Source organism: Kitasatospora sp. cg17-2 (assembly GCF_054031055.1).
The window spans coordinates 1-22,922 of sequence record NZ_JBSSXW010000003.1 but is presented as its reverse complement, the minus strand read 5'-3'; the positions used below and the strand labels follow the sequence as shown (position 1 = coordinate 22,922).

Annotated in this window: 14 protein-coding genes; 5 read left to right on the top strand and 9 right to left on the bottom strand. The window is 72.8% G+C overall.

The genetic code is table 11. The features are described from left to right. Positions 1 to 535: 535 nt before the first annotated feature. From tap to ACW14Y_RS41885, 5 genes are all read left to right on the top strand, one after another. A complete protein-coding gene (gene tap, locus ACW14Y_RS41905) occupies positions 536 to 2,785 on the top strand; it encodes a telomere-associated protein Tap (protein WP_456988816.1) in 2,250 nt (749 codons plus the stop codon). A gap of 6 nt (positions 2,786 to 2,791) precedes the next feature. Continuing rightward, on the top strand, positions 2,792 to 3,346 hold the full coding sequence (gene tpg / locus ACW14Y_RS41900; protein ID WP_456988814.1) for a telomere-protecting terminal protein Tpg: 555 nt from the start codon (positions 2,792 to 2,794) through the stop codon (positions 3,344 to 3,346). 346 nt (positions 3,347 to 3,692) lie between these two features. Beyond that, positions 3,693 to 4,619, top strand: a complete 927-nt coding sequence (locus ACW14Y_RS41895; RefSeq protein WP_456988812.1) for a hypothetical protein — start codon at positions 3,693 to 3,695, stop codon at positions 4,617 to 4,619. Between the two features lie 357 nt (positions 4,620 to 4,976). Further along, a complete protein-coding gene (locus ACW14Y_RS41890; protein WP_456988810.1) occupies positions 4,977 to 5,201 on the top strand; it encodes a hypothetical protein in 225 nt (74 codons plus the stop codon). Between the two features lie 25 nt (positions 5,202 to 5,226). After that, a complete protein-coding gene (locus ACW14Y_RS41885; RefSeq protein ID WP_456988808.1) occupies positions 5,227 to 5,451 on the top strand; it encodes a hypothetical protein in 225 nt (74 codons plus the stop codon). Between the two features lie 483 nt (positions 5,452 to 5,934). Here ACW14Y_RS41885 and ACW14Y_RS41880 read toward each other — a convergent pair whose 3' ends face one another. From ACW14Y_RS41880 to ACW14Y_RS41840, 9 genes are all read right to left on the bottom strand, one after another. Further along, on the bottom strand, positions 5,935 to 8,688 hold the full coding sequence (locus ACW14Y_RS41880) for an RNaseH domain-containing protein (RefSeq protein WP_456988806.1): 2,754 nt from the start codon (positions 8,686 to 8,688) through the stop codon (positions 5,935 to 5,937). Then, positions 8,685 to 12,053 (bottom strand): hypothetical protein, encoded by a 3,369-nt coding sequence (locus ACW14Y_RS41875; RefSeq protein WP_456988804.1) that lies wholly within the window; start codon positions 12,051 to 12,053, stop codon positions 8,685 to 8,687. The genes ACW14Y_RS41880 and ACW14Y_RS41875 overlap by 4 nt, the downstream gene beginning before the upstream one ends. Then, positions 12,050 to 13,282 (bottom strand): restriction endonuclease-related protein, encoded by a 1,233-nt coding sequence (locus ACW14Y_RS41870; protein ID WP_456988802.1) that lies wholly within the window; start codon positions 13,280 to 13,282, stop codon positions 12,050 to 12,052. The genes ACW14Y_RS41875 and ACW14Y_RS41870 overlap by 4 nt, the downstream gene beginning before the upstream one ends. Before the next feature lie 282 nt (positions 13,283 to 13,564). Continuing rightward, on the bottom strand, positions 13,565 to 13,972 hold the full coding sequence (locus ACW14Y_RS41865; RefSeq protein WP_456988800.1) for a hypothetical protein: 408 nt from the start codon (positions 13,970 to 13,972) through the stop codon (positions 13,565 to 13,567). 185 nt (positions 13,973 to 14,157) lie between these two features. After that, entirely contained in the window at positions 14,158 to 14,544 is a 387-nt protein-coding gene (locus ACW14Y_RS41860) for a hypothetical protein (protein WP_456988798.1), read from the bottom strand. A 197-nt stretch (positions 14,545 to 14,741) separates the two neighbouring features. After that, on the bottom strand, positions 14,742 to 18,290 hold the full coding sequence (locus tag ACW14Y_RS41855) for a DEAD/DEAH box helicase (RefSeq protein WP_456988796.1): 3,549 nt from the start codon (positions 18,288 to 18,290) through the stop codon (positions 14,742 to 14,744). Further along, positions 18,275 to 19,168 (bottom strand): hypothetical protein, encoded by an 894-nt coding sequence (locus tag ACW14Y_RS41850; protein ID WP_456988794.1) that lies wholly within the window; start codon positions 19,166 to 19,168, stop codon positions 18,275 to 18,277. The genes ACW14Y_RS41855 and ACW14Y_RS41850 overlap by 16 nt, the downstream gene beginning before the upstream one ends. A 134-nt stretch (positions 19,169 to 19,302) precedes the next feature. Further along, positions 19,303 to 19,818, bottom strand: coding sequence for a hypothetical protein (locus ACW14Y_RS41845; protein ID WP_456988792.1), 516 nt, complete (start codon positions 19,816 to 19,818; stop codon positions 19,303 to 19,305). A gap of 110 nt (positions 19,819 to 19,928) precedes the next feature. After that, positions 19,929 to 22,379, bottom strand: coding sequence for a Helicase associated domain protein (locus ACW14Y_RS41840; protein WP_456988790.1), 2,451 nt, complete (start codon positions 22,377 to 22,379; stop codon positions 19,929 to 19,931). Positions 22,380 to 22,922 lie beyond the last annotated feature (543 nt).

The window sequence follows — 22,922 nt, the reverse complement described above, 5'->3', positions numbered from 1 at the left end:
CGGACAGCGACACCCCTTCCCTCGGCTCAGGTCCCGGACCCTGCCCCTTGGGCCGCCACGGTGTACAGGCCGCGCCCGGGCCGCTGCGCCCGGCGGTCCTTGGCAACGCGCTCCAGCCGGGTACGGACCGCGTTGATGTCGCGTTGAGCGGCTCCAGTCCCAGCTTCTCGCTCACCTCAAGGGCCACGCATCGGGCCTACCGCCCGGTGGCTGACACCGTGGGCGAGGGCTTGGCGCCGACGGTCGGTCGCGCAGCCGTTCGTCCGGTCCGTGCGGCCGTCTGCGGTAGCACCGAGCGGCAGGCCAAACCGACTGGGCCGCAGGCAAGGCGAACGGCATCGAACGGCAGCCGTACGGACTCCCGGCGCCCAGCCCGCACGATGATAGTCCAAGGTTAAGACATCATCGCCAGAAGAATCCAGAGGCCTGGCAACTAGCCTACTTGAACAGGCATTTGGTGTATGCCGCCATGCTTCTGGTATCTATGTGAGGGTTAAATCCGAACTGGAGCGGAGTCAAGGGAGACAGGGTTCCGATGCCCACACAAGAAGAGCTGTTCGCGGCGGTGGACGCCCTGCTGGCCGGGCCGGGACCGCGGCTGCCGGAACCGGCGGAGCGGGCGCGGCTTCGGGAGGCCGCCGGAGTCAAGCAGGCGGAACTGGCACGGGCGCTGAAGTCGACGGTGCAGTCGGTGAAGAACTGGGAATCTGGGCGCTCCGAGCCGCGCCCGCCGCGTCTGGAGGCCTACGCGCGCCTCCTGGAGGGCTGGGCCAGGCAGTACCCGGCTCCGGCTCCGGCCACCTCGACCGTCGTGGAGGTTCCGGCGGTCTTCACCCCGGCATCGGTCGTGCCGGCCCCGGTGGTGCCGACGGACACCGAGCCGCAGCCCGTTGCGGCGGAGGAAGCAACCGAGTCCGCTCCGCAGACGCCCGCCGTCCAGTCTGTGGCTGCTCGTTCGGACGGGCAGCCGGTGCTGCGCCGTTCGGCGCGTCCGGCCCCCTACTTCGACGGGCACTTCCCGAACGGGCCGCTAGTGGTGCTGGACGGCAACAGCACCGCCCACGGCGTCGGCGGCCTGCTCCTGGAATGCCCGGCCACGACCCTTGCGCAGCTGGTCACCTGGGCGCTGGACGAGTCCGGCCTGGGCGCCGCCCGCCTGCATCGCAACGGCCGGGACGGCGACCCGTTGATCGTTCTCACCGCGGAGGCGGCCGAGAAGTTCGGCCTTCCGGCCACCCTGGACGACGACCCGGCCACCCGACGCTCCCAGCGCCTGTCGGAGGACCACAAGGTCGTCAAGGCCCTTGCTCGCTCGAAGTGGCAGCTCACCCGCCGCGGCTTCGGCCCCTGGGCCCGCATCTACCGGCCGGTCAAGGACGGACGCCGCCAGTGCGTGCAGCTCGCAATCCTGCCCTGGCACGCCCTGGACAGTCGTGCCTGGGGCGACGCCGCCACCCTGCCCGCCCCGGACCTGGCCCGCGTCCTCGGCATCTACGCCCAACGCGTCATCACCCCCCGCGGCTCCACCGCGACCTGCGGCCTGGAACTCATGACCGCGCTGCGGCCCCCGACCCGGGCGGTGCGCGACGGGGCCACCGGCGGGTGGGTCTCCGGACCCAATCCGGGCGCGTTGACCGAGGTCCACGAGGCGGCGCCGCCGGAGGTCCTGGTCGAGCATCCGGCGGCGCAGGGCTGGGAGGGAGGGTTCCTGGACGAGGAGTCGTACCAGTGGATCCGCCCGTTGGAGACCCTCTCGGAGGCGGAGATGCTGGAGCCGTTCGCGGTGGGCATCGACATCAACACCGCCTACCTCGCCGCCGCCGCCCGGCTCTCCGTCGGCCTGTCCGGCCCGGTCCACGTCCACCGGCCGCGCTTCGACAAGAAGCTGCCAGGGTCCTGGCTGGTGGACCTGTCCCACATTCCCACCGACCCGCGCCTGCCCTCCCCGTTCACCCCCACCGGCCGGCCCCCGACGGGCCCGGCCTGGTACGCCACGCCCACCGTCGCCTACGCCGTGGAGCTCGGCTTCGACGTCGCCCCCATCGAGGCGTACGTGCGCGAGCAGTCCGGTGCCTACCTGGACCCGTGGCACGACCGCCTGCGCGAGGCCTACGTCACCACCATGGCCGAGGCCGGCATCCCGGTCGACAAGGACACCGACGAGCGCGCCTTCCTCGCCGCGATGACCGCCCATCGCCTCCTCAAGGACACGGGTGGGGACCTCGACGCCCTGCGGCGGGCCCTGGCCGCCGAGGGCTTGGGCCACCTGGCGCAGACGGGCGACGATCAACTTGCCGCAGCCTGCTGGCGCCACCACCAGATCGCCATCGTCCTGTCGGCGGTGAAGTCGACGGTGAAGTTCGGTATCGGGAAACTGCGAGAGCGTCCCCGGGGCCTGACCTATCGACCCGGCGACGCCTGGTCGGCGCTGGAGCGGCCGACGTGGCGCCCCGACATCCGTGCCGCGGTCATCGCCAAGGCCCGGGTGAACATGCACCGCAAGATGGCCAACGTCGCCCGTGTGAACGGCCGCTACCCGCTCGGTGTCAACAACGATTGCGTCGTCTACGCGAGCCCCGGCCCCGGCCCGCTGGACTTCCTGCCGCTCACCGGCTCCGGGAGGATCCTTCCCGGGACGTTCCGCCTCGGTGCCACCCCGGGGCTGTCGAAGGTCGAGGGTGTCCAGAGCATGCTGACCGTCGTGGACTGGCTGGAGGGCGAGCAGCCGCTCAACCCCGCGCGCCACATCAAGGGCTATGACAGCAGCATCACGGACGGGAAGTAGAGCGCCGTGGAGGAGATCGGCGACGCCCTCGACCGGGCCGCACCCCGGCACTTCACCCAGCCGCTGCCGAAGTCCGCGCAGGCCCGCATGCGGGCCCTGGTCAAGGCCCTCAAAGGCGACGCAGCCGCCACGGCCGCGCGCCTGGGCGTGAGCCGCCGCACCGTCGAGCGCTACCTCAAGGGCCAGCGCAAACACCCCCGCGCCGCGTTGCGCGAGGCACTGGAACGCGAACTGCGCAGGACCTGGCAGCCCGGCATCCGCCGCAAGGCCCGCCAGCGGGCCGCCGGCACCGGCGGCATCACGGTGGAGGTACGGGCCTACTTCGGCTACACCGCCCCGGTCGGCACCACCGACGAGGCCCGCCTGCGCCCGCTGACCGTCCGTCTTCCCCCGGCCTACGCGGAGCGCCTCTTCGCCGCCCAGGACCAGGGGGAGGGGGAGGAGAAGCTGCGCGAGATCATGGCCGAGGGCTTCCAGGAGGTCTACTTCAAGCAGGGCGGACGCGCCGCAGGCCTCAAGGTCGAGTTCACCGGTATCGAGGCCATCGACATCGCCTACTGAGCCACGTATACGGCGCTCAACTGGCCGGGTGAAGCTGTGACTGAGCGCTTCACCCGGCAGGAGCGTACGGCCGGCGCGCCCGCCGGCGGGTGCTGCCCCGGACGCCGGCCTGCGCAGCCCCGTACCCGGCGCGGCGTGGCGCCTTGCCCCGCACCCGGCGCGGGCGCGATGATGCGGTTCGGGCCCCGGTGGGTGCCCGGCCGCGCTGCGGGAGGCCCCCTCCTCGGTCCCGCAGCCCAGGACCGGCCAGAAACCCCACGTCCACACGTATGCACAGGTCTTGATGGGCCGTCACCGCCGTCGCCGGAACAGGAGGGGGCTGTACCGGCGCGGAAAGACCCACGCGATGATCAGGCCCGACACCCGTCCCGCTCTCCTGGCCGCCACCAGGGACCGCCGCGCCTGCACCGGCGAGTCCCACCAGGCCCTTACCGCCCTCCACCGTTCCGGCGCCGACATCCGCACGATCGCGGCCGCGGACCCCGAGCAGGCCGAGCTCGAGGCCGCCGCCACCCTCGCGGTGTGCCGCATCGGCATCCAGGGCGCCCACCCGCTCGGCATCGCCTCCCTCCACCCCGAACCGCACCGGCTGACCCTGCGCCTGACACCCCGCCCCTACATCGTGCGCCTGTGGGCCGAAGCCCTCCTGCCCTGCCACGCCTGGGACGCCCACACCCGCACCGACCCCCGCGACCGCGTGGGCGGCGTGTACGGCCTGCGCTGGCACACCACCGCCTCCGCCGTCCACCTTTACCGGCCCCGCACCCCCGGCCTGCTGCGCCTGACCGGTTTCCCCGCCCGCTGGTGGCCCCGCGCCGCCGCCGCGGCCGAGCGCTCCCGAGGCCCCCTGGTCACCGGCCCCGACTGGACGCCCGACGAGCACGCGGCCGAAGCCGGCATCCGCGACACCGCCCTGCGGCCCACCGCGCTCCTGTCCCCCCTGCTGCGCCGCATCCGGGCCACCGCCGGCACGGGGGCGGTCCAGGCCACCGATGCGTGGGCCGCCTACGGGGGCCTGCGACTGGAGACGATGGACGGACCGCCGTGCGCGGAGCTGGCCCGCCTGCTGGGGCCGGGGTCGTGCGGGCCCGGATGGACGGCCGCCTCGGCCTGGTGCGCCTGCGAGCGGCCCGCCGGCCGGGAGGGATGCGTCATGACCCTGCGCACCCCCGACGGCCGGTGGACCGTCAGCTGCACCGCCCAGCGATCCCCGCGCACGGCGGCCGACCTCGCGGCACTGTCCGCCGAGGGCGACCGCCGGGCCTTCGCGTGACCGCCGACCGCCTCCCACGACGACCAAAGATCCTGCCTTGTTTTCTTCCCATTCCTTTCGGTGGCCTATTTCAAGAACGAGAACCTGGCTTTCCGGTGGAAATGCGAGCCCGTTGAAGTGTTATTGCGGACGCCCGCCCGGAAAGCGAAGGGATGGACCGGCTGAGTTCGCGGAAACGGATCCCGCTCATTCCCGAGCAGCCAGGGCACGGACGCAGGCGGGCAGGGCGCCCGGTTCCGGGAAGGGAGAGGGCGCGTTCGCGGACTTCACCGAGTACGGTTCCCTTTCCCGCGATGGTGGATACCGTGGGTTCATTGCTCCCGGGCCCAGTCCACCCGGGGCCGGATGGAGAGCGTGATGACGTCGAACGAGAATCGGGTACCGCTCGACGGCGGGTCGGCCGACTCGCTGCGCGCCCTGGCCGAGGAGGAACGGGGCAGGGCGGAGCAGCTGGCCGCGTTCCTGGAGGACATCGCCACCCACGGCCTTCCCGACCCCGAGGCGTGCGTGCCCTGGGAGGAGTTGCGCGAACAGCGCCTCGCGGAGCTGGCGACCGGGCACACTGAGCAGCGTGTCGCCTGAACCCCCGCTCCCGTGCCGTGCCGACGTGGCCTTCTCCGACCTCGCGGCCCGCCAGGTCGAGAAGCTGACCGCACCCCAGGTCCACCGCCTCGACCGCGCCCTCGTCGCGATCTCGGTGCGCCCCGAGATCGGCCACCCGCTGCCGGGCGGGCAGCTGCGCGACTACCGCGACGACATCGACCGCGTGCGCGTGATCTACCACGTCACGGTCCGCCGGACGATCGTCGTCGTCGGCTACGTCGAGGTGTAGGCCTCGCATCCCGGCGGCGTCCCGTGCCCTTGCCCGGGGCTGGCGGGCGGTCCAGGCACGCTCCTTGACCCAGACAGCCCACCCGGCACGTGGGCCGCGTACTGCCCGGCCCGAGCCCGTTGGCGAGCCCGATGTCCGACAATGGCCGTGACACCCGGTCGAGCGGCCCGCGCTTCCGCGCCCGCCACCTTCACCGAGACCTGCGTGCCGCGGCGGCGTTGCCCGTCCTGGGCGCGCCCCATCCCTGACGGCGCCGGGTCACCGCCGTCGAAGGGCCGGTCGGCCCGCTTCGTAGCCTCTGCGGCTCGAGGAGACGGTGCCCCGCAAGACCTCGGCCTCGGCATCGTGCCCGGTCACCGGGCCGGGTGCGTCACCGGTCCCGGCGAGCATGTGGACGTCGGCCGCACCGGCGTGGTGCCTTTGCGGGAGCGGCCGGTGGCAGCCGGCCCCGGACGGATGCCGGCCCGGCCGGCTGTGCGCGGCTCACGTTCCGGGGGTTTCGTCCGCACCGGATTCGGCCGGTGCGTCGTCGGGGTCCTCCTCGGTGCTCTCTGCGGTGCGGCGGTAGTAGGGGTGGGTGGAGTCCATTCTGCGGGCGAGGTGGAGGGGGGTGGGTGTGCTCTGGCGGACGTCGGAGGTGATGCCCTGGTTGGTCAGGACGGCGGCGGCGGCTCCGATGAGGTCGCAGTCGGCGTCGGGGCTCTGGGCGATGACGGTGAACCGGGTGGCGGTGTGGGCGTAGCCGTTCTTGTTCTGGCTGCCGCTGTCGAAGCGTGTCTCGTCCTTGCCGAAGCGGTTGGCGGGGCCGGCGGCCCAGGTGCGGGGGACGTTGACGAGCAGGAGGTCGGGGTAGGTGAGGGTGCCGTCGTCGGTGGCGAGTTGGAAGAGGCTGTTGGTGGTGTCGGTGGCGCGCCAGGTGCCGTCGCCGGTGCGCATGTGGGCGCCTGTGGGGCGGCCGATGCGTTCCAGGTCGCTGACGACACGGACGGTGGCCAGGGGGCGTTGGGCGCGGGGGAGGCTGTGGCCGGGCAGCCAGGATGCCGGGCGGGGCATGTCGGGGGGAGGGTCCTGGCTCAGGGCTTCGTCGGTGAGACCTGCCCAGATGTACTCGGCGGAGTCTCCGTCGACGTAGAGCACCGCGGGGGCTGCGGCGGGGAGCTGTGTGCGGGTGGCGATGAGGGCCTGTTCGACGATGTCCGCGGCGGCGCGGGCCTGGAGTGTCTCGTCCGCGGCGGTGCGGTATCCGCTGACGTCCCAGGCGAGGTCTGCGGCGTGCAGCGCGGTGGTCGCCGGGCCGCGGGGCTGCCACCGCCCGCACTGGGGGCTGTAGGCCCAGACCTGCCAGGGGTCGTCCTTCCCGCCGGTGGGGCGCATGGCGGTGAGGGTGGCGGTGATCGGTGCCGGCTGGGTGGTGCGGCGCTTGCCGGGTGTGCGGCGCTGGGCGTGGCGGCGGACGTGGACGCCGATGTGCCACCAGTTCTCGAGCGGCAGTCTGCCGAACGCGGCACCGAGGCGGTGGTCGGTGGCGCCGACGCCACTGAGGATCTCGCGCAGCACGTTCGCGGTCGAGCTGTCGAGCCCGTTCTGGCGGGAGGCGACCTTCTTCGCGCGGTACTTCTCGTTGTAGGGCTTGCCCTCGCGGGTGTGGGTGGGGACCGGCGGTGGGGCCTGCTTGATGTACTGGGAGGTCGCGGCGAGGCGGGCGAGGGCCTGCTTGGACGGCCACTTGCCGTCCTCGGCCTCGGCCCTCTCGCGGGCTTCGACGCTCGGGTACCAGCGGTCGGGGTCCCAGTCGGTCTCGCAGACCGCCGCGACGAGAGTGTTCTCGCGGGTGTGGGGGGCGAGCATCTGGGCCAGGTCCCGCTCGCGCTCCGCGACGGTGTGCGGTCCGTGTCCGAGGGCGCCGGCCTTGTCGTGGAGGAAGACGACCTCGATGCGTCCGCCGGCGGCGGGTTCGGCGACGCCTTCGACGGCCTTCCAGTCCTCACCGCAGCCCCACTGGGCGGCGATCGCGCCCTTCACCCGGGCGCGGACCTCGTCGGTGCTCCACAGCACGGGGACGAGGAGGGTGCCCACGCCGGCGGCGTCCAGTGCCGCGGGGATCCGCTGCAGCGGGACGGGTCCGCTGACGCGTGAGCCGCTCTCGGTGGGCGGCACCTTGATGCCGGGGACCTCGATGAACACGGGGCTGCGGTGGCTGTACTTCTCGCACCGGGTGTCGATGGCCTCCTCGAGGCGGCGGAAGAACTCCATGCCGTGTCCGCGGCCCAGGCCGGGGGTGCGCACGCTGGCGGGGGCGACGGCCCACACCGGCCCGGGGGCGGCATCGGCCAGGGCGTCGTCGGCGAGGTGCTCGGGAAAGGGCGGCACGCTCCTACTCAGGCGAGGCAGGGCGGCCAAGCGGCGGCTGGCGGCGACCGCGGGGACGTTCAGGCGGCGCTTCCACGGCGGGCCGTCGGTGGCCGCGGCGACGACGAGCGGCTGGTCGGGGTTGGCCAGCAGGACGGTGGAGACGCCCTTCCAGGAGGTGGCGAGGAGGGTGGTGACGGCGTTGACGGTCAGTGCGTGGCGCCCGGAGTGCCCACTGGCGGCGGTACCGACAGTGATACGGGGCAGCAGGTGGCGGACGGTGCCCTTGCGGTCGGGTTCGGCGGGCAGCTCGTGTCCGATCGCGGCCAGGCGGCCGTCGGTGCACAGGGCGAAGCGCACGGGTGTGCCGTTGTTGCGGGGCCACTCGAGGGCGGCGAGTTCCTCCGCGAGGCGCCAGCGGGCGAGTTCGCCCGGCCACCAGCCGCGCGAGCGCCTGCCGGCGCGGGGCGGCTCGGGCAGGACGGCGGGGCGGGGTTCGGCCCGGGCGAGGAGTTCGGCCAGCTGTTCGCCGATGCGCAGGCCGTCGGGGCCGGGGACCACGGCCTCGGCCCAGTAGCTGAACACGTCGCGCCGGTCCTCGGCGCTGATCGGCGCCGCGCACAGCAGTTCGTAGCAGCCGTCGTTCCACTGCCAGCGCGCCCACGTGCCCGCGGCTGCGCGCAGGACGGCCTCCAGCGCGCGGTAGGGCGGCTGCACGTCCAGGCCGGAGCCGACGTTGCGCTTGTACTCCTGCGCGAGCTCTCCGGCCAGGTCCAGGGCAGCGGTGTCGGGCCGGTAGGCGATCACCTGCCCCAGATCGGAGGGGGCGGTGCGGAACTGCAGCAGGCGGGCCTGCTTGCGGGCGACGCTGTCGAGCGGGCGGCTCATGCGTGCTCTCCCAGGTAGGAGTGGAAGCCCGCGCGCAGCGCGGGGAGCAGGTGCGGAGCGTGGGCGTACTCGGCGAATTCCTCGATGGTGCGGCCGTAGGAGGCGCCGAGCTGGGCGAGGTCGTCTGGCGGGGCCTGCTCGAGCAGGCCCCGGATCAGGGTGGGCAGGTCGGATCCCCAGGTGGGGTCGTGGAAGGCGCCGTCGACGAAGTGGAGCTCGACGTGGGTCTGCCCGCGGCGTCCGCGGCCGGCCAGCTGGACGCTCTGCCCGAGGAGGGTGGCGACGAGCTCGTACTTCAGCTCGTCGGGCAGGGCGGAGAAGCGCTGGGGCGCATTCAGGTTGAGGCGCAGGTGCGCGTCGGCCGCCGCGCGGGCCCGGGCCAGAACGGCGGCGGGGTCGTCGCCGGGGACGGTGTCGCGCCAGGCCCGGGCGGCGACGCTGGCGGCCAGCACCGGCGCCTCGTCGGCCGGCATGACCGGCCGCACAGCCATGGCGATCAGGGTGATGGCCGAGACGGCGACGCCCTCGAACACGGTCAGCACGTTCAGGCCCCGTTCGGTGCGCGGCAGAGGCGAGATGAGCACTTCGCCGTCGAGGTCGGCCAGTTCCGCGAAACGGTCGCGGGTGAGCCGGCCGATCGCGTCGCACACCGGTGGCAGGGAGGGGTCGGGGGTGTCCGCGACCGCGACGTGGATACGCAGCCGCCGTCCCAGGGCGAGCGCGGTGTCGTACAGCACCTGGGCGAACAGGCGGGCCTGCCGGTAGGAGTTGACGGTGACCAGCGCCCGCGCGCGGTGCCGGGTGCGCGGATCCGCGGCCAGCCGGGCCAGGTCGCGCACCAGGCCCGGCGCGTAGCCGGCCGCCAGCGAGACGACCCGCTGGTCGCGTTCGCCGTAGGGCGTGCTGCCGACCGCCAGGAACTTCCCATCGGCGACGGGAGTGCTGTTGAAGATGCTCAGGCCGCCCTGGAGGGTGTCCGGCATCGCCCAGTCGGGGCGGGCGAGCAGGTGGGTGCGCGACGCGCCCGGCATGTAGCCGGTGGCCGACATGCCCACCACGGCGCGCTGGCGGCCGCTCAGGGCGAGGGAGACGATGCTGCCGAGGAACTGCGTCTCGGTGTGGGGGTCGGAACGCAGCACCTCCATCGTCAAACTCGCATGACCGCCGGGGTCGTCCAGACCCTCGAAGCGGAAACCGCCCAGCTGGCGACCCAGCGGGCCGAACGGGACGACAGTGCCGCCGCCCTGGTGGCCGATCGCGTCGGCGAGCTTGGAGGCCGCGTCGATGCCGTGCCCGGAGAGCTCGCCCGCCCGGTCCGTCAGGTCGAACATCGTGTGGACGATGGCCGTCAGCCACACCTTCATCATCAGCGCGTGCAGGACGCCCGCAGTGGCCTCGACATGCGAGACCACCCTCACCGGCCCCGGCCCGCCTGGCCCGCGCTGCGCCGGCACCGCCGATTCGACGGGTGCCTCATCGCCTCCGCCCTCGGTGGCGGCGTAGGCGGGCAGCGCGGCGTGGACGAGCTCCCGCAGTTCGTCCTTGAGAGGAGCCAGCTGCCACTCGCCGCCCTCGTCGATGGTGAGCATCCGCTGCAGCACGTCCGGAATGGGCTGCAGCCGGTCCGGCAGGACAGCGGCGGGAGGGCGGTCCCCCGGCCGGGTGGCCACGCGCGGGAGCAGGGCCTGCAGGCAGTCGGCCTGCTCGGCGGTGGCCGCGGCCTCGGGATCCACTCCGATCAGGTTCTCCAGCAGGTGCCGGTCCCACTGGTGGGGCTGGTACCAGCGCTTGCGGTCCTGCAGGACCTGCCGGGTCCGGCGCGGGTCCTGCCCGCGGGCCATGGCCCGGGCCTGGGCGACCTCGGTGCAGATCTCCTCTGCGGCCACCAGGTCGAGCAGCTGTTCGGCCAGGAACACCGCCCGGGTCAGGGGCCGGCGCACCGTCACCGCCAGCCGCGGTGGCGCCTGGTGCAGGCTGTCGCGGATGCGCCGCAGCACTGTGTTCGGGCGGGAGCGGGAGGCGAGCTCCAGCTCGCCGCACTCCTCGAACCCCCGTGACTGGTAGGCGTCGACCTCGTCGACGACCACGTAGGACGCCAGGCGCAGCAGGAACTCCCGCGCGCTGATGCTGTTGCGGACCTCCCCGTCGACCTCCACCGGAACCTTGATCATCCCGGACTGGAAGCAGGCGTGGGTGGTCACGATGATCCTGGCCGTCGTCGCGGCCTCGACGTGGGAGAACTTCCCACAGGACGACACGTACGGGCACAGCGCCCGCTCCGGCCGCTCGAAGGCGTCCGAGGCGGTGACCGTGCACGGCTCCCTGCCGGCCTCGAAGTCGTCCCGTCCCTCGAGCTGCGCCTTCGTGGCACACCCGTAGGCGGAGTTGTCGATGAGGAAGGCGATGCTCGCCGAGGCCTGCGCCAGCGGCACGCCGGTGCCCTCCAGTTTCGCGGCGGAGCGCAGCGCGAACCCGTAGCGGCTGTTGGGGGCGATGAACGGCGTGGCCGTCGCCTTGACGCCTGCCGCCCGCAGCTCCTGCTGCAAAGTGGCGGCCTCGCCGTACACGTCGCCGTTGTCGCTGACCACCAGCACGGTGGTGCGCTCCAGGGCCGCCTGCTGGATCGCCAGCCCCCGGCCGAAGACGTTCTTGCCCACGCCCGGGGGCGCGCTCAGCAGGTGCATGCGCCCCGGCGGCAGGACGACGGGCTCCAAGGGGCGTTGTCCCCGACCGACGGTCCCGCGCAGCAGCAGCGCGATCTGCCTCTCGCGGAAGACCGGACCCTCCATGCCCTGGTCGGTGTCCCTGCTCTGCCAGCCGAGCTCGTCGGCGTCCACCACCAGGTCCACCGACGGCGCGGTCACGACCCGGGGCGGCCTGTACACCCCCTGCTCGTCGGGGAAGGCGAGCTGGACCCGCCCGCGCGATGTCGGCGCGGACCAGCCCGATCCACTGGCGACCCGCAGCAGCCGCCCGCGCCCGGTCGGCACGAGCAGGCGGTCGGCGACCTCCGAGGGGTCCTGCCCGTGGGCCGGCAGCACGTCGAGCGCCCGCCCCCGCTCGCTGTACCCGAGCGCGTAGAGGTCGGGCAGCGGATCGTCCGCGTCCGGGGTACGGAAGACGTCGTGGACGGCCCGTTCCACATGGTGCAGCAGTGCCTCCCCCCGGTGGCGGGTGCCCAGCAGCGCGCCCAGGCGCCGCTTGTCCGCCTCCGGCCACTGCTCCCAGCCCGCCACGACGCGCGGCGCGTGCCCGCTCAGCAGGACATGGGCGTCCGCGACGCGCACCACCTGCTCTCCGTCGCGGAACCGTGCGGGAAGGAGGTACTCGGCCAGGGCCAGAGCCGCGGCCAGGGTCCTGCTCACGCCCCCTCCACCTCCGCCACCAGATCGGTATCGGTCAGCACACGGGCCCCGTTGCCCTGCACCTGGCGGCGCAGCAGCGGCAGGTACCCGCGCAGGTGCTCGGGCACCACAAAGCACAGCTCACCGGGCCCTTCCGGGTCCTCGCGCAGCTTCTGGGCCAGCCCGTACGGGTCGGCCCAGGTCTTGACGTCGACCCGCCACACCCTGGACCGGCCGGGACGAGCGACGTGCAGGTCGTAGGCGTCACCGAAAGGCCACAGCCGCACCTGCGCGCCCAAGGCGACCAGTCGGTCGCGCAGCTCGACCTCCAGCAGGCCCGGGAGCGTCACCCACAGCCACAGGGCGTAGGGCAGCGCCACGCAGCCCTCCACGGGCCGCAGCTCCGGCACGGTGCGCAGTTCGCCGCGCGGGGCCAGGCACCAGCCCTCCGCCGCAGTCGGCTCGGCCCGGTACCGGGCGCCCAACAGACTGTGGCGCTCGTCCTCGCACTCGAGGTCCACCGTGCCGTTGGGCCGGTAGGCGGCCCGCATCGTCCAACCGCACATCGGACACGCCGCCCACAGGCCGCCGAACTGCCGCGTCGGCGAGATCCCGGTGTACGCGCCCAACTCGACCAACGCGGTGTTACGGGACAGCTCACGCCGTGTCAGGACAGGGGTGCGGACCATCGCCTCCCGCCCCCGGGTGTACGCCTCGAAGCCCGCGGCCCTCAACGAGCGGAAGACGGCGTGCTGGACGGTCTCGCCGGAGATCCGCGACATCCCGGCACCCGCCGGCAGCATCCCCACCGCCCGCAGCAGACTGTGCAGATGGCGGATGTCGGCACCGATCCCCGGGGCCTGGTGGCCGTGCTCAGAGGCCTCCACCGCGAGCCGGTGCAGCGCCGAACTGGGCATGCCGTCGTCGTCGAGCAGCCACAGCTCGCCGAGCACTGACCGTCCGGGCCGCCCCGGCAGGAGGTCGGCCACCCTGCTTCCGCGGATCCGGTCGGCGAACACCTCGTACGACGGAGCCTGCCCGAGGACCCCGAAGGAACGCACATAGCGGCCATGGCACTCCATCAGCAGCCGCATGCGCCCCTGGGCCTCACCCTCACTGCTGCTCAGAGCAAGCGCCGCGACCACGCAGGCATCGAGCGCCGCGCGCTGCTCCTCGTCGAGTTCGTGAACGGCCGCTGCCGTTCCGGCCACCACCGACACCCGGTCCTCCCCGCACCGCATCGAGCCCATCCCGCAACCCCAACCCCTCTGCCCCGCAGGAGGGCACGGGAGTTCGGTGACGTTCCCCCGATCGGGTGATCCAGGCGTTCAGGCACACACCGTGACGCGGACCGGCCCCATGGACACAAGGCCCGGCCCGGGGAAGGCCCGTCGGTCACCGGACGCGGGGGAACTCGACGGGTCACCACGAGCCCCGCCTCGTGGCCCCTGGGCACGGTACGGGCGACAGCTCGGCCCGGTCGCCCCTACCGGTGCCGCAACGCCGTCACCGGCCGCCCCCGGCCCGGCCGGTCATGCCCCGGGGCCGAGCGGGAACGTTCCGGGCCCCATGTACCGTACGGCGTCCTGCGCGGTCAGGTCCGACAGCAACCGGGCCGCCTCGGGGTGGCCGAGCCGCTCGAGTTCCCAGACGAGCCACCGGCGGCGGGACTCGACGCGTTCCGGCTGGCCGCCGAACACCATGTGGACGACCCGGCCGAGCGACCCGGGCTGACGGCTTCCGCCGCTGTCGAAGGTGAGCATGGAGGCCAGGGAGTACGTGGTGTTGTCGGGCGTGTGCGGGTTGATGTCCGGTCGTGCCCCGTCCGGCTGAGCGGCTTTCTCCCGCAGGTAGATGGCACGCAGGGCCGCCTCGCGCAGATCCGCGACCACCTGGGCCTCGGCCCGCCCGGTACCCCAGCGCTCGAACAGTCGACGCACGACGACCTCCACGGAAACGGCCTCGATCCTCTCAGCCCCGACCCCTTCCCGGAACCCCTCCTCCGCCACCAGCCAGTGAGCCCGACTCTGGCTCTACGGCGTCGAACGCGCGCCGCCAGCGGTCCGACCGTGGCCGCTGCGCCGTGCCGACCGGTCTGCGTACCCCGCCCGGGGCGGACGGCGGGTCAGGGCGTCTCGGTGAGGCGGGCGGCAACGGTGAGGAGCAGCAGCCCGCCGGAGTCGGCGGCGGCCCTGAAGTCCAGGACGCCGGTGAACGGTCCGGTGACCAGCAGCAGGGTGCGGTGCGCGCGGATCGCGCGTTGCCACTGGCGGCCGACGGCGACGGAACCCTCGAACCAGGGATACCCGCCGGACCGGCGCACGGTCAGGTGCTGCCCGTCGAGGACGGCCGACCATCCGGGGGCCGGGTCGTGCCCGGGCGGGTGCGCCGTCCAGTCCTCCCCGGCCACCACCGGAGAGGCGGCCGCGGCGGGCACGACCAGGACGGGGCGCCGGTCGGGCAGCAGTTCCGGCCACGGCGAGCCGCACAGACCCGTACCGGTCAACTCCACACACGACCCCTTCCCCCGCCCCGGGCTGCCTCCACGGCCCCGGCAGGCCCATCATCGGCCACCACCCGGGCCGGCGGAGGCGAAATCCGCCGACGAACCGACCGACACCCGCCGCCGGCCCGCCCCCGAACCTCCGGCTGCGTGTTCGGCACCCCCCTCGGCGGTCAGCGGCGAGGGCCTCGTGTCGGCGTCGTTCGCTACGGCCGGTCGGGCCCCTCTCCGGGGATGGGTGCGCGGCTGGTGATCAGGCCACTGCCGCGCAGTCGGTGGTGGAGGTCGAAGCCGGCATCGAGCATCGCCAGGACGTCGAGGTGGCGGTCGGGGGGCACGGTGGCGACGAGTCGGCTGTCGACGTGGACGCCGATGCTCGCGCTGGTGCTGCTGGGCCGCACCAGGGTGGCGGGTGCATCGGCGATCGGCAGGAGGGCGCGGACCTGGACGGCGACGGTGCTGCGGGCCAGCAGGTCGTTGACGAGAGTGGAGGGGGTGCGGACGTAGTCGAGGAGGTCGTCGATCTCGTAGGTCGTCGCGCCGTAGGACGCGGCCCAGCCGTCGGCGTCCTGGTTGGTGAGCCAGCCGCGGAGGTCCGCAGGGCGGATTGCGTGAGCGGCGGCGTCGCTGCCGATGGCGTGGGCGAGCCGGCGGGAGGTGATGCCGGAGGTGAGCAGGGTCAGGGCCTGTTCGGTGTCGACGCCGTGCCGCAGGTGCCAGGCCGTCTGGGAGTTGAGCAGCGGCGTTCCCGGTACGTGTGTGCCGGCTTCGTTCACCAGGTTGACCAGGGCTCCGAGGGTCCAGGACAGGACGTGTTCGAAGGTGCTGCTGATGCAGCGGACGGCCTGTTCCAGGGCCCACTCGGCCGGGATGCCGGGCATCCAGGCGCCGGCGAGGCGGGGGATGCTCTCGCCGCTCACCCAGTTGCGCACCGCTGCGGTGACGGGGACCTCGACGGGTGATCCGGCGCTCTCACGGGTGGTGAAGTTCCAGGCCCGGGCCGCTTCGGGGAGGTCGAGGAGCTGCTCGAACACCTGGTGCTCGGCCAGGAAGTCCAGGGTCCTCTCCAGCGACCACTGCGGTGTCGCGGTGAGCCAGGCCGTCGCCGGGTCGGCGGGCGCCTCCTGTGCGTGCTGCGCCAGGGCGCGGGTGAGGTCCTGGGCCAGGCGGTCGAGCACCCGTGCGGAGCGCAGGCTCGTTCCTGTGGTGGACCAGCGTCGCGCGCTTGCCGGGTCGGTGCGGTCGTACGCCTCCATGACATTGCGGGCGAAGGCGCGCCACCGCGTCGCGGCAGCCGTGTCGCCGGCTGTGTCCATGGCCAGCAGCTTCCCCACTGCGGCCAGCCGGTCATGACCCGTCGGCAGGGCGGGAGTCGAGGCCTGGGCCTGAAGGACGAACCACACGAACGCCGCGAAGTCGGCGGTGGTGGTGCCGGCGAGGGCGAAGACGGCGTCGGCGTCGGCGCGCAGTCGGTCCTCGGCGGCCGCGAGTTCGGCCAGCGCGTCCTCGGCGAGCAGGGCGGAGGCGACGGTGAGCTGGTCGGTGTCGGGGGTGAGGGCGTCGAAGTCGGCAGGGGCGGGCGGGTACGGGCGGGTCAGCAGGATCCAGCCTTCGCTTTCCCGGCCGGCCCGGCCGGCCCGGCCGACAGCGTTGAGGAGTTCGGCGGGACGCAGCTGCCGCTGGCCCTGGTAGAGGGTCTGGTCGCCGTCGAGGCCACTGTGGATGATGACGGTGCGCACGGGGAGGTTGACGCCGTCGGTGAGGGTGCTGGTGCTGGCGATGGCCCGCAGCCGGTTCTCCCGCAGGGCGGTCTCGACGGCCTGGAGCACGTCGTCGGGCAGGTCGCCGTGGTGGTAGGCGACGCCGTTGCGAGTGCAGCGCACCAGCGGGTGCTCCGGACCCAGGGTGTCGGCGAGGAACTCGGTGAGGGCGCCGGCCTCGGGGCGTTCCTCCAGGTTCCCGGCGATGGCCAGGGCGGTGTTTCGGGCCATCCGCTTGGTGTCGACGACCATGAGGACACTGCCGGTCTTCGTCAGGGCGGCCGCCCCGGCGGCGAACACCGCGTAGTTCGTGATCCCGCCGGACAGCTTGGTCTGGGCGTTCCACTCCCACGGGTTGGCGGCGGCGAACGTCCGCTCCCCGAGCCGGCCGGTAATGAGGTGGGCGACCTCGGACCCGGCGGTGGGCCGCAGATCCAGGCGCATCGCCACCGGCACGGTGGCCTTGGTCGTCGAGAGCTGCTTCGCGCTGGGCCGCCGGTCCGCGAGTTCGGCCTGGTTCTTGAGCAGCGACGGGTAGATCAGGCCGTGCAGGCGCCGAGGCCCGCGCCAGGTGTCGGTGAAGGCCACTTCCTCCGGAGGCCGGCCGGGGTCGAGCCAGGACGCCAGCTGGGCCCGGTTTCCGACCGCCGCGGACAGCAGCACCAGCCGCACCTGGTAGGTGCTCGCGGCCAGGAAGGCCAGCAGACCCTCCAGGACGAACCCGCGCCGGCCCTGCGCGAGGTGGTGCGCCTCGTCGACGACGATCAGCCCGACGTCGTCCAACGTCATCTCGGGATTGTTGCGGATCATGTGCATGAGCCGTTCCGGGGTCACGATGTCCACGTCGCCGGTCAGCGGCCCCCGGGCGGCGAAGTCGATCACGTCGACGGGGAAGTCGGGCCGCTCGGCCGCCAGCCGTCGGCCCAGCCCGCGCAGCCGGCTGCGCAGCGCCGCCCGCATCTCCCGTCCCAGGCTGCGCATCGGCGAGACATACAGCACCCGACCGGGCCGCTGCGCCAGGTGCGAGCAGATGACCAGCTGCGCCATCAGCGTCTTGCCGGCGCTGGTGGGCACGCTGATCAGGCTCCGCTCGGTGGCGGGGTCGACCGGGTTGCCGCGTTCCAGCCGCAGCAACTGGCGCTGCGGCGGCCACAGGGTCAGCACCGGCGGGCTGGAGAGGGCGAAGGTGCGTGCCACCGCCCCCGGGGTACCAGCCGGCAGCAGGGTGTACAGGCTGCTGTCCGCGAGTTCTCCGCTCAGCTCCAGCAGGTGGGCGGCCACCCACAGCGCCAGCCGGTCACCGTGTCCGGCCCGCTGCTCCAGGACCGAGAGCAGGAACTCGCGGGCGGCCCGCAGGTGCTCCTCCTCTCCGAGGACCAGGTGGAGCTGGAGGTGGTGGACGGCTTCGACGACGGCCTCCCCCGGGCCGAACATGGTGCCCGCCAGGGACTCGCGCCCCATCAGCTCACGCAGGCCGGCGAGCTGGCGCCGCCAGGCCCGCAGCGCGCCGACCAGCGCGGGCCGGTCCAGGCCGAGGAAGGCGACACCGGCCTCCACCGCGAGCGTCCCGATGTGCGTGTAGATCTCCGTCTCGGTGTGCACGAGATCAGCGACGCGCCGGTAGACGGCGGTCGCGTTCGGGTCCTGCTCGCAGCGCCGGTAGCCAGCCTGCGCGGCGAAGGCGATCTGCAGCCGGTCCGCGGGCGAGCGGCGCTCGTCGGCGAGCGCCAGGTCGAGCACGTGCGCGCTGACCGCGAACGCGTGCCGGATCCGCGCCCGGTCGTACTCCGGAGCCCGCGAATCCAGCGCGGCCAGCCCGTGCAGCAGCCACGCCGTGCCCAGCGTCTCGTCCGTCACCTCGAACTCGGAACGGAACGCGGCGATCTCCAGGTCGGTGATCGTCTTCAGCAGGGCTTCGGGGCTCGGCAGGACGCCGCCGGGCCGGTGCACACCGAGCGCCGCCGCCAGCACCGCCGGATCTAGAGTGCGCTCCACACGTACCCCCTCACGGCCTGGGCGAATTCGTCAAGATTGTCGACCGCGACCACCAGACCCTGCATCGCCCCGGGGTGGGTGTGGGAGGGGAAGTGCTTGTGCGCGAGCTGGAACGCCTTCTTCTTCGGGATGCTCGCGGCGTTCGTCGCCACGCTCACCCCGCCGCTGCTCGCCGGGTGCGCGTCCACCCAGTGCCCCACCAGCCCGCTCACGAACACCTCCGTGTCCGGGGCGAGGAGCCTCCCGCCCCACGACATCTGCGCCAAGTAGCGCGGACCGTGCTCGGTCAGTTGCTTCCAGGCCTCCGTGATCGTTCCGGTCAGGCTCGGGTCCGCGCCGGTGTACTTCTTCATCTCCCACAGGCGGAAGACCAGCTCCGGACCGCCTTCAGCGACCCGGTGGATGATCAGCCCGTCGCCACCGCTGTCGCGCACCTCGAACGACGGCGCGGCCAGGAACTCCACGCTGCGCCCGGCCGGCGGCGGGAGATCCCGTGTCGTCAAGTACCAGAGCCACTCGCCGATGTAGCCGGGCAGGCCGTGGCCCGTACCGCTGACCGCCGAGGGGGTGCCGAACACGCTGAAGGCATAGGCGTACACCTTGGTCCGGTCTGCGCCGGTCAGCGTGGTGCCGGACAGTGTGGCCTCCCGCCACAGTGCGTAGATGGCGCGCTCGACGCCGGTGCGGGAGGTCATGATCTCGTCGGCGACGATCCAGGCAGCGGCCGCGCGTTTCTCGGCCGACAGTCCCACAGCGCGAACCAGGCTCCACGGGCACTTCTGCTCGGCTCCGCAGTCCTGCTGCTGAACGAGGTCCACCAGCCGACCACCGACCGCCGCGGCGTGACGCAGGGCCTCCGACGCGGGTATCGACGTCATCGTTGACCGCCTGCCCCCGGCTCCTCCGGAGCGAGACGCCCCACCCGAACGCCCGCCACCCTCGTGGCCCACTCACCGTTCACCACGACACCGTATCGCGCCCACCAGACACCAGGGCATGAGCCGGGCCCGCCCTACGGCACACCGAACCCCGACAGGACCGCCGCCTCCGGCAGGCCCCGGCGCAAGGCCTCGTCGTTCACCAGGGACCAGGGCTGCTGCGGATCGGTCGTGAGGACCGCATGGGTACCACGCCGGGCCTGCTCGGCGCGCCGGTACCCGTCCGCCAGCGCAATCCCGAAGTACAGCACCGCGGACCCGTCGGGCAGCGACGGGTCCGCGACCGCGCCCTCGCGCAGGCACCAGGCATGCTCGAACACCGGCCACTGCGCCAGATCCGCAACCAGCACGAATCCCTCGACATAGACCGCACCGGTGCTCTCGGCGTAGTCGGTGGCGGCAGCGAAGCACCGCCCGCGCGCCCACTGCCCCCTGTCCCCTGGCCACGGCGCCGGCCGCTGCACGGTGCCGAGCTCGCCAACGGCCTGCGCGAACGACCGGAACCGCCAGCCCGCCTCTCCCACCCGCAGCTTCGCGTAGGCATCCACCCACTGGCGCAGGGTGGCCTCGGCCTCCACCTCGTACCCCATCCGCGCACCCCTCCCCGGAACGTACCACTCGTCGTCGACCGACCCTCTGCAGACCGACCCGCCCCACCATGACAGCCACCAACAGCCATTCAAGCCCCCACACGAACCCGTCAGACCACCACCACAGCCCAAGACAGGCCGAGAGCCGCCAACTCGGCGAGCTGCGCCTCATCGAGACGATCCCGGCGGCTCTTCACGTTCGACAGCCACACCCCGAGCTTCACCTCACTGCCGTCCGCCAAGGCCTCGACATGGCCCCGCGGGACGACGACCCGCGCTTCCCGCTCCGCGTACTGCCGCAGGGCAGAAACACCCCGCCGGAACGCCGCACCACCCCCACCCGAACCCTTTCCACCACCACGCGCGCCCCCACCGCTCTCCACCCCACCATCCCCGCCCTGCGCCGCGCCCTGCATGCCGGGGGAGGGGTGGGGGTGGATGCCGAGGCGGGTGAGGCGTTCGCGCTGGCCGGGCAGCAGACCGTTCCACACCGAGGGCCGGCGCTGGCGTTCCAGCCAGCGTCCGATGTCGTCACCGTCGACGCTGACCCCGGGGACCAGGTCGGCCAGGGTGGCGCCGCCGTCCAGGCACAGGGCGACGCCGGCCCAGTGCCGCTGCCAGGCGAGGGGCCAGTCCGGGTTCCAGTCCGGATCGATCCCGGAGAGGGCCTCAGCCCGCCCGGGCTGCCCGTCCATCGCTCCTGGCCGGCGGCAGTTCGACAGCCACTGACCCACCGCCCGCCCGAGCACCACCGCGCCCCGCGGGGCGGCCAGGGTGCCGTGCTCGGCGTACCAGGCCCGGGCCGCGGCCAGGTTCTCCTGGAACGCGGCCTCCTGCTCGTCCCACACCATCCCCAGCGCCTGAAGACGCCGGTACCGCCCGCCCTCCATACCGCCGGCCCCGTGGACACGGCGCTGCACGCTGATCCACCGCCCCAGCCCGTACCCGCCCTCCTGGTGCTCGTACGGCACCCGCAGGTGCTTCTCCCGCTTCCGGAACGCCCTGGCCGCCATGTAGCCGCGCGCCCAGTCCATCCGCTCGGTGTCGATCACGTTGAACTGCACCAGATCCGCAAGGAAGTACGGGTCCCGCTGCGAGGAGAACCGCACCAGCAACCGGTCCTCCGCCTCACCCTCGCCCGGCGCGGCGCCGATCCTCACCGGCGGCTGGTTGGGGGTGTTCGTGGTGGGGACGGCCAGCAGGTCCACGGCCTCCTCGTCGTGGGCCCGCAGGCCCTGCAGGACCCGCACCAGCGGCCGGTAGGACGCGGAGGTCACCATGTCCTCCTCACTCTCCCCGGGCCGGGTGAAGCACACCACCACCAGCGACGCCAGCTTCTCGTCCTCCGGCCTCTTGCGCAGCGCCCGCCCGATCGCCTGCACGATCTCGACGGGGGAGCCCTTCGGATCCAGGAAGGCCACCGAGTCCACCGCCCGCACGTCCACGCCCTCACCCAGGACCCGGCAGTTGCACAGCACCGCCATGCCAGGCCAACTGCCGAACGCCCCCAGCACGCTGCGCCGCTGGTCCGCTGCGTGCTCCCCGCACAGCCAGTCCACCCACACCTCCTCCGGCGCCGGATAGAAGCTCGGGATGTCCGCGTGCAGCTGCGCGGCCACCTTCGGCAGGCCGGCGGCGAAAGCCTCCGCCTCCACGGTCCGGTGATGAAAAGTGATCATGGTGCGGAGGCGGTGCTCCACCGCGGTGCGCATCATCGCGGCCTGGACGGCGCCCAGCCGCAGCCCCCGCACCTCTTCCTCGTTGCGCTCGGGCCCGCTCAGGCGCTCCGGTGTCAGGTAGGGGTCGGGGATCTCCACCACGATGATCTGATACCGCGCCAGGATCCCTCTGGAGACCGCTTCCCCCATCGTCAGTCTGTACACGACAGGACCGAAGATCGTCTCGTCGTCCATCGACGCCGCCAGCTCCTCCGGCAGCGGATCCCTCGCCCCCTCCCGCGGCCGCCGCCCCGCCCGCTCCTGCCACACCCGCGGCGTCGCCGTCATGTAGAGCCGCCGCACCGCCGGGATCACCCCCTGGTGATGGATGTCGGCCCACGCCTTCCCCAACGAACCCGACGTCCGGTGCGCTTCGTCCACCACGGCGAGGTCCAGCGGTTCCAGCCGCTGCCCGTAGGCGCCCTGGAAGGCGGCCGCGAGCACGTCGAGACTGGCGTAGGTCGCGTAGATCGTCACCGGTCCGGTACCGAACCACAGCGCGAGCTGCAGGGGGTTGGTGGTGCACCGGATACCCAGGGAGAAGAGCAGCACGTCGTCCTGCAACGAGCACACCGCCACCGCCGGCCCCTCGTGCCCGACCCTCCGCCACTCCTGCACGGTCTGGGTCAGCAGGTCCAGCGTGGGCAGCAGGACCAGCACCCGCCCGCCCCCCGCGATCCGCAGCGCCACCGAGGCGGCACTGATCGTCTTCCCGCTACCGCACGGCGAGACCGCCGTCACCCGCAGCCCCCCGGCGGGCACCAGGCCGCCGGGCGGGATGTCGAGACCGCGCACGATCGCCTCCACCATTTCCACCTGATGGGGCCGGAGCTTCACAGCCATTTCTGAATTCCCTTCCCAGTGCATGGCGCGAGTCGAACGGGCTGAAGATCGGAAAACAGGAGACCCTCCGAGGAGGGGGTGGCACCAGAAATCAAAAGCTACACAGTGCATCATAGTGCATCAAGAGTCGCCGAACAGGCTTCACCGGATCGAAGCAGTCGGCCCCGAGAGTCAACTCAAGAGCGAGTCGAACACGGTCTCCGCCACGGCATCAGGTCAAGCTGCAACCCCGGAGGCCGGCCGAGACCGGACCGTTCCGACGACCACACCCTGCGGCTCCTCTGGCGCACGCCTTCACCGAGAGGAACCGAACAAGACGACAAGAGAGGCAATGGCAAGCCAAGTCAAAACCTACACGGTGCATCAGAGCGAGCCACCACCCCTCCCAGCCAGCCGGATTCCCGCTTGCGGGAATCCCACCAATTCGCGCTTGCGCGAATTGGTTCACCACCAGTGATTCCGCTTGCGGAATCCGATTTCCGCGCTTGCGCGGAAAACCCGCCGAAGCGAAGCGAAGGCGTTCCCTATGCAGCGGCTTGCCGC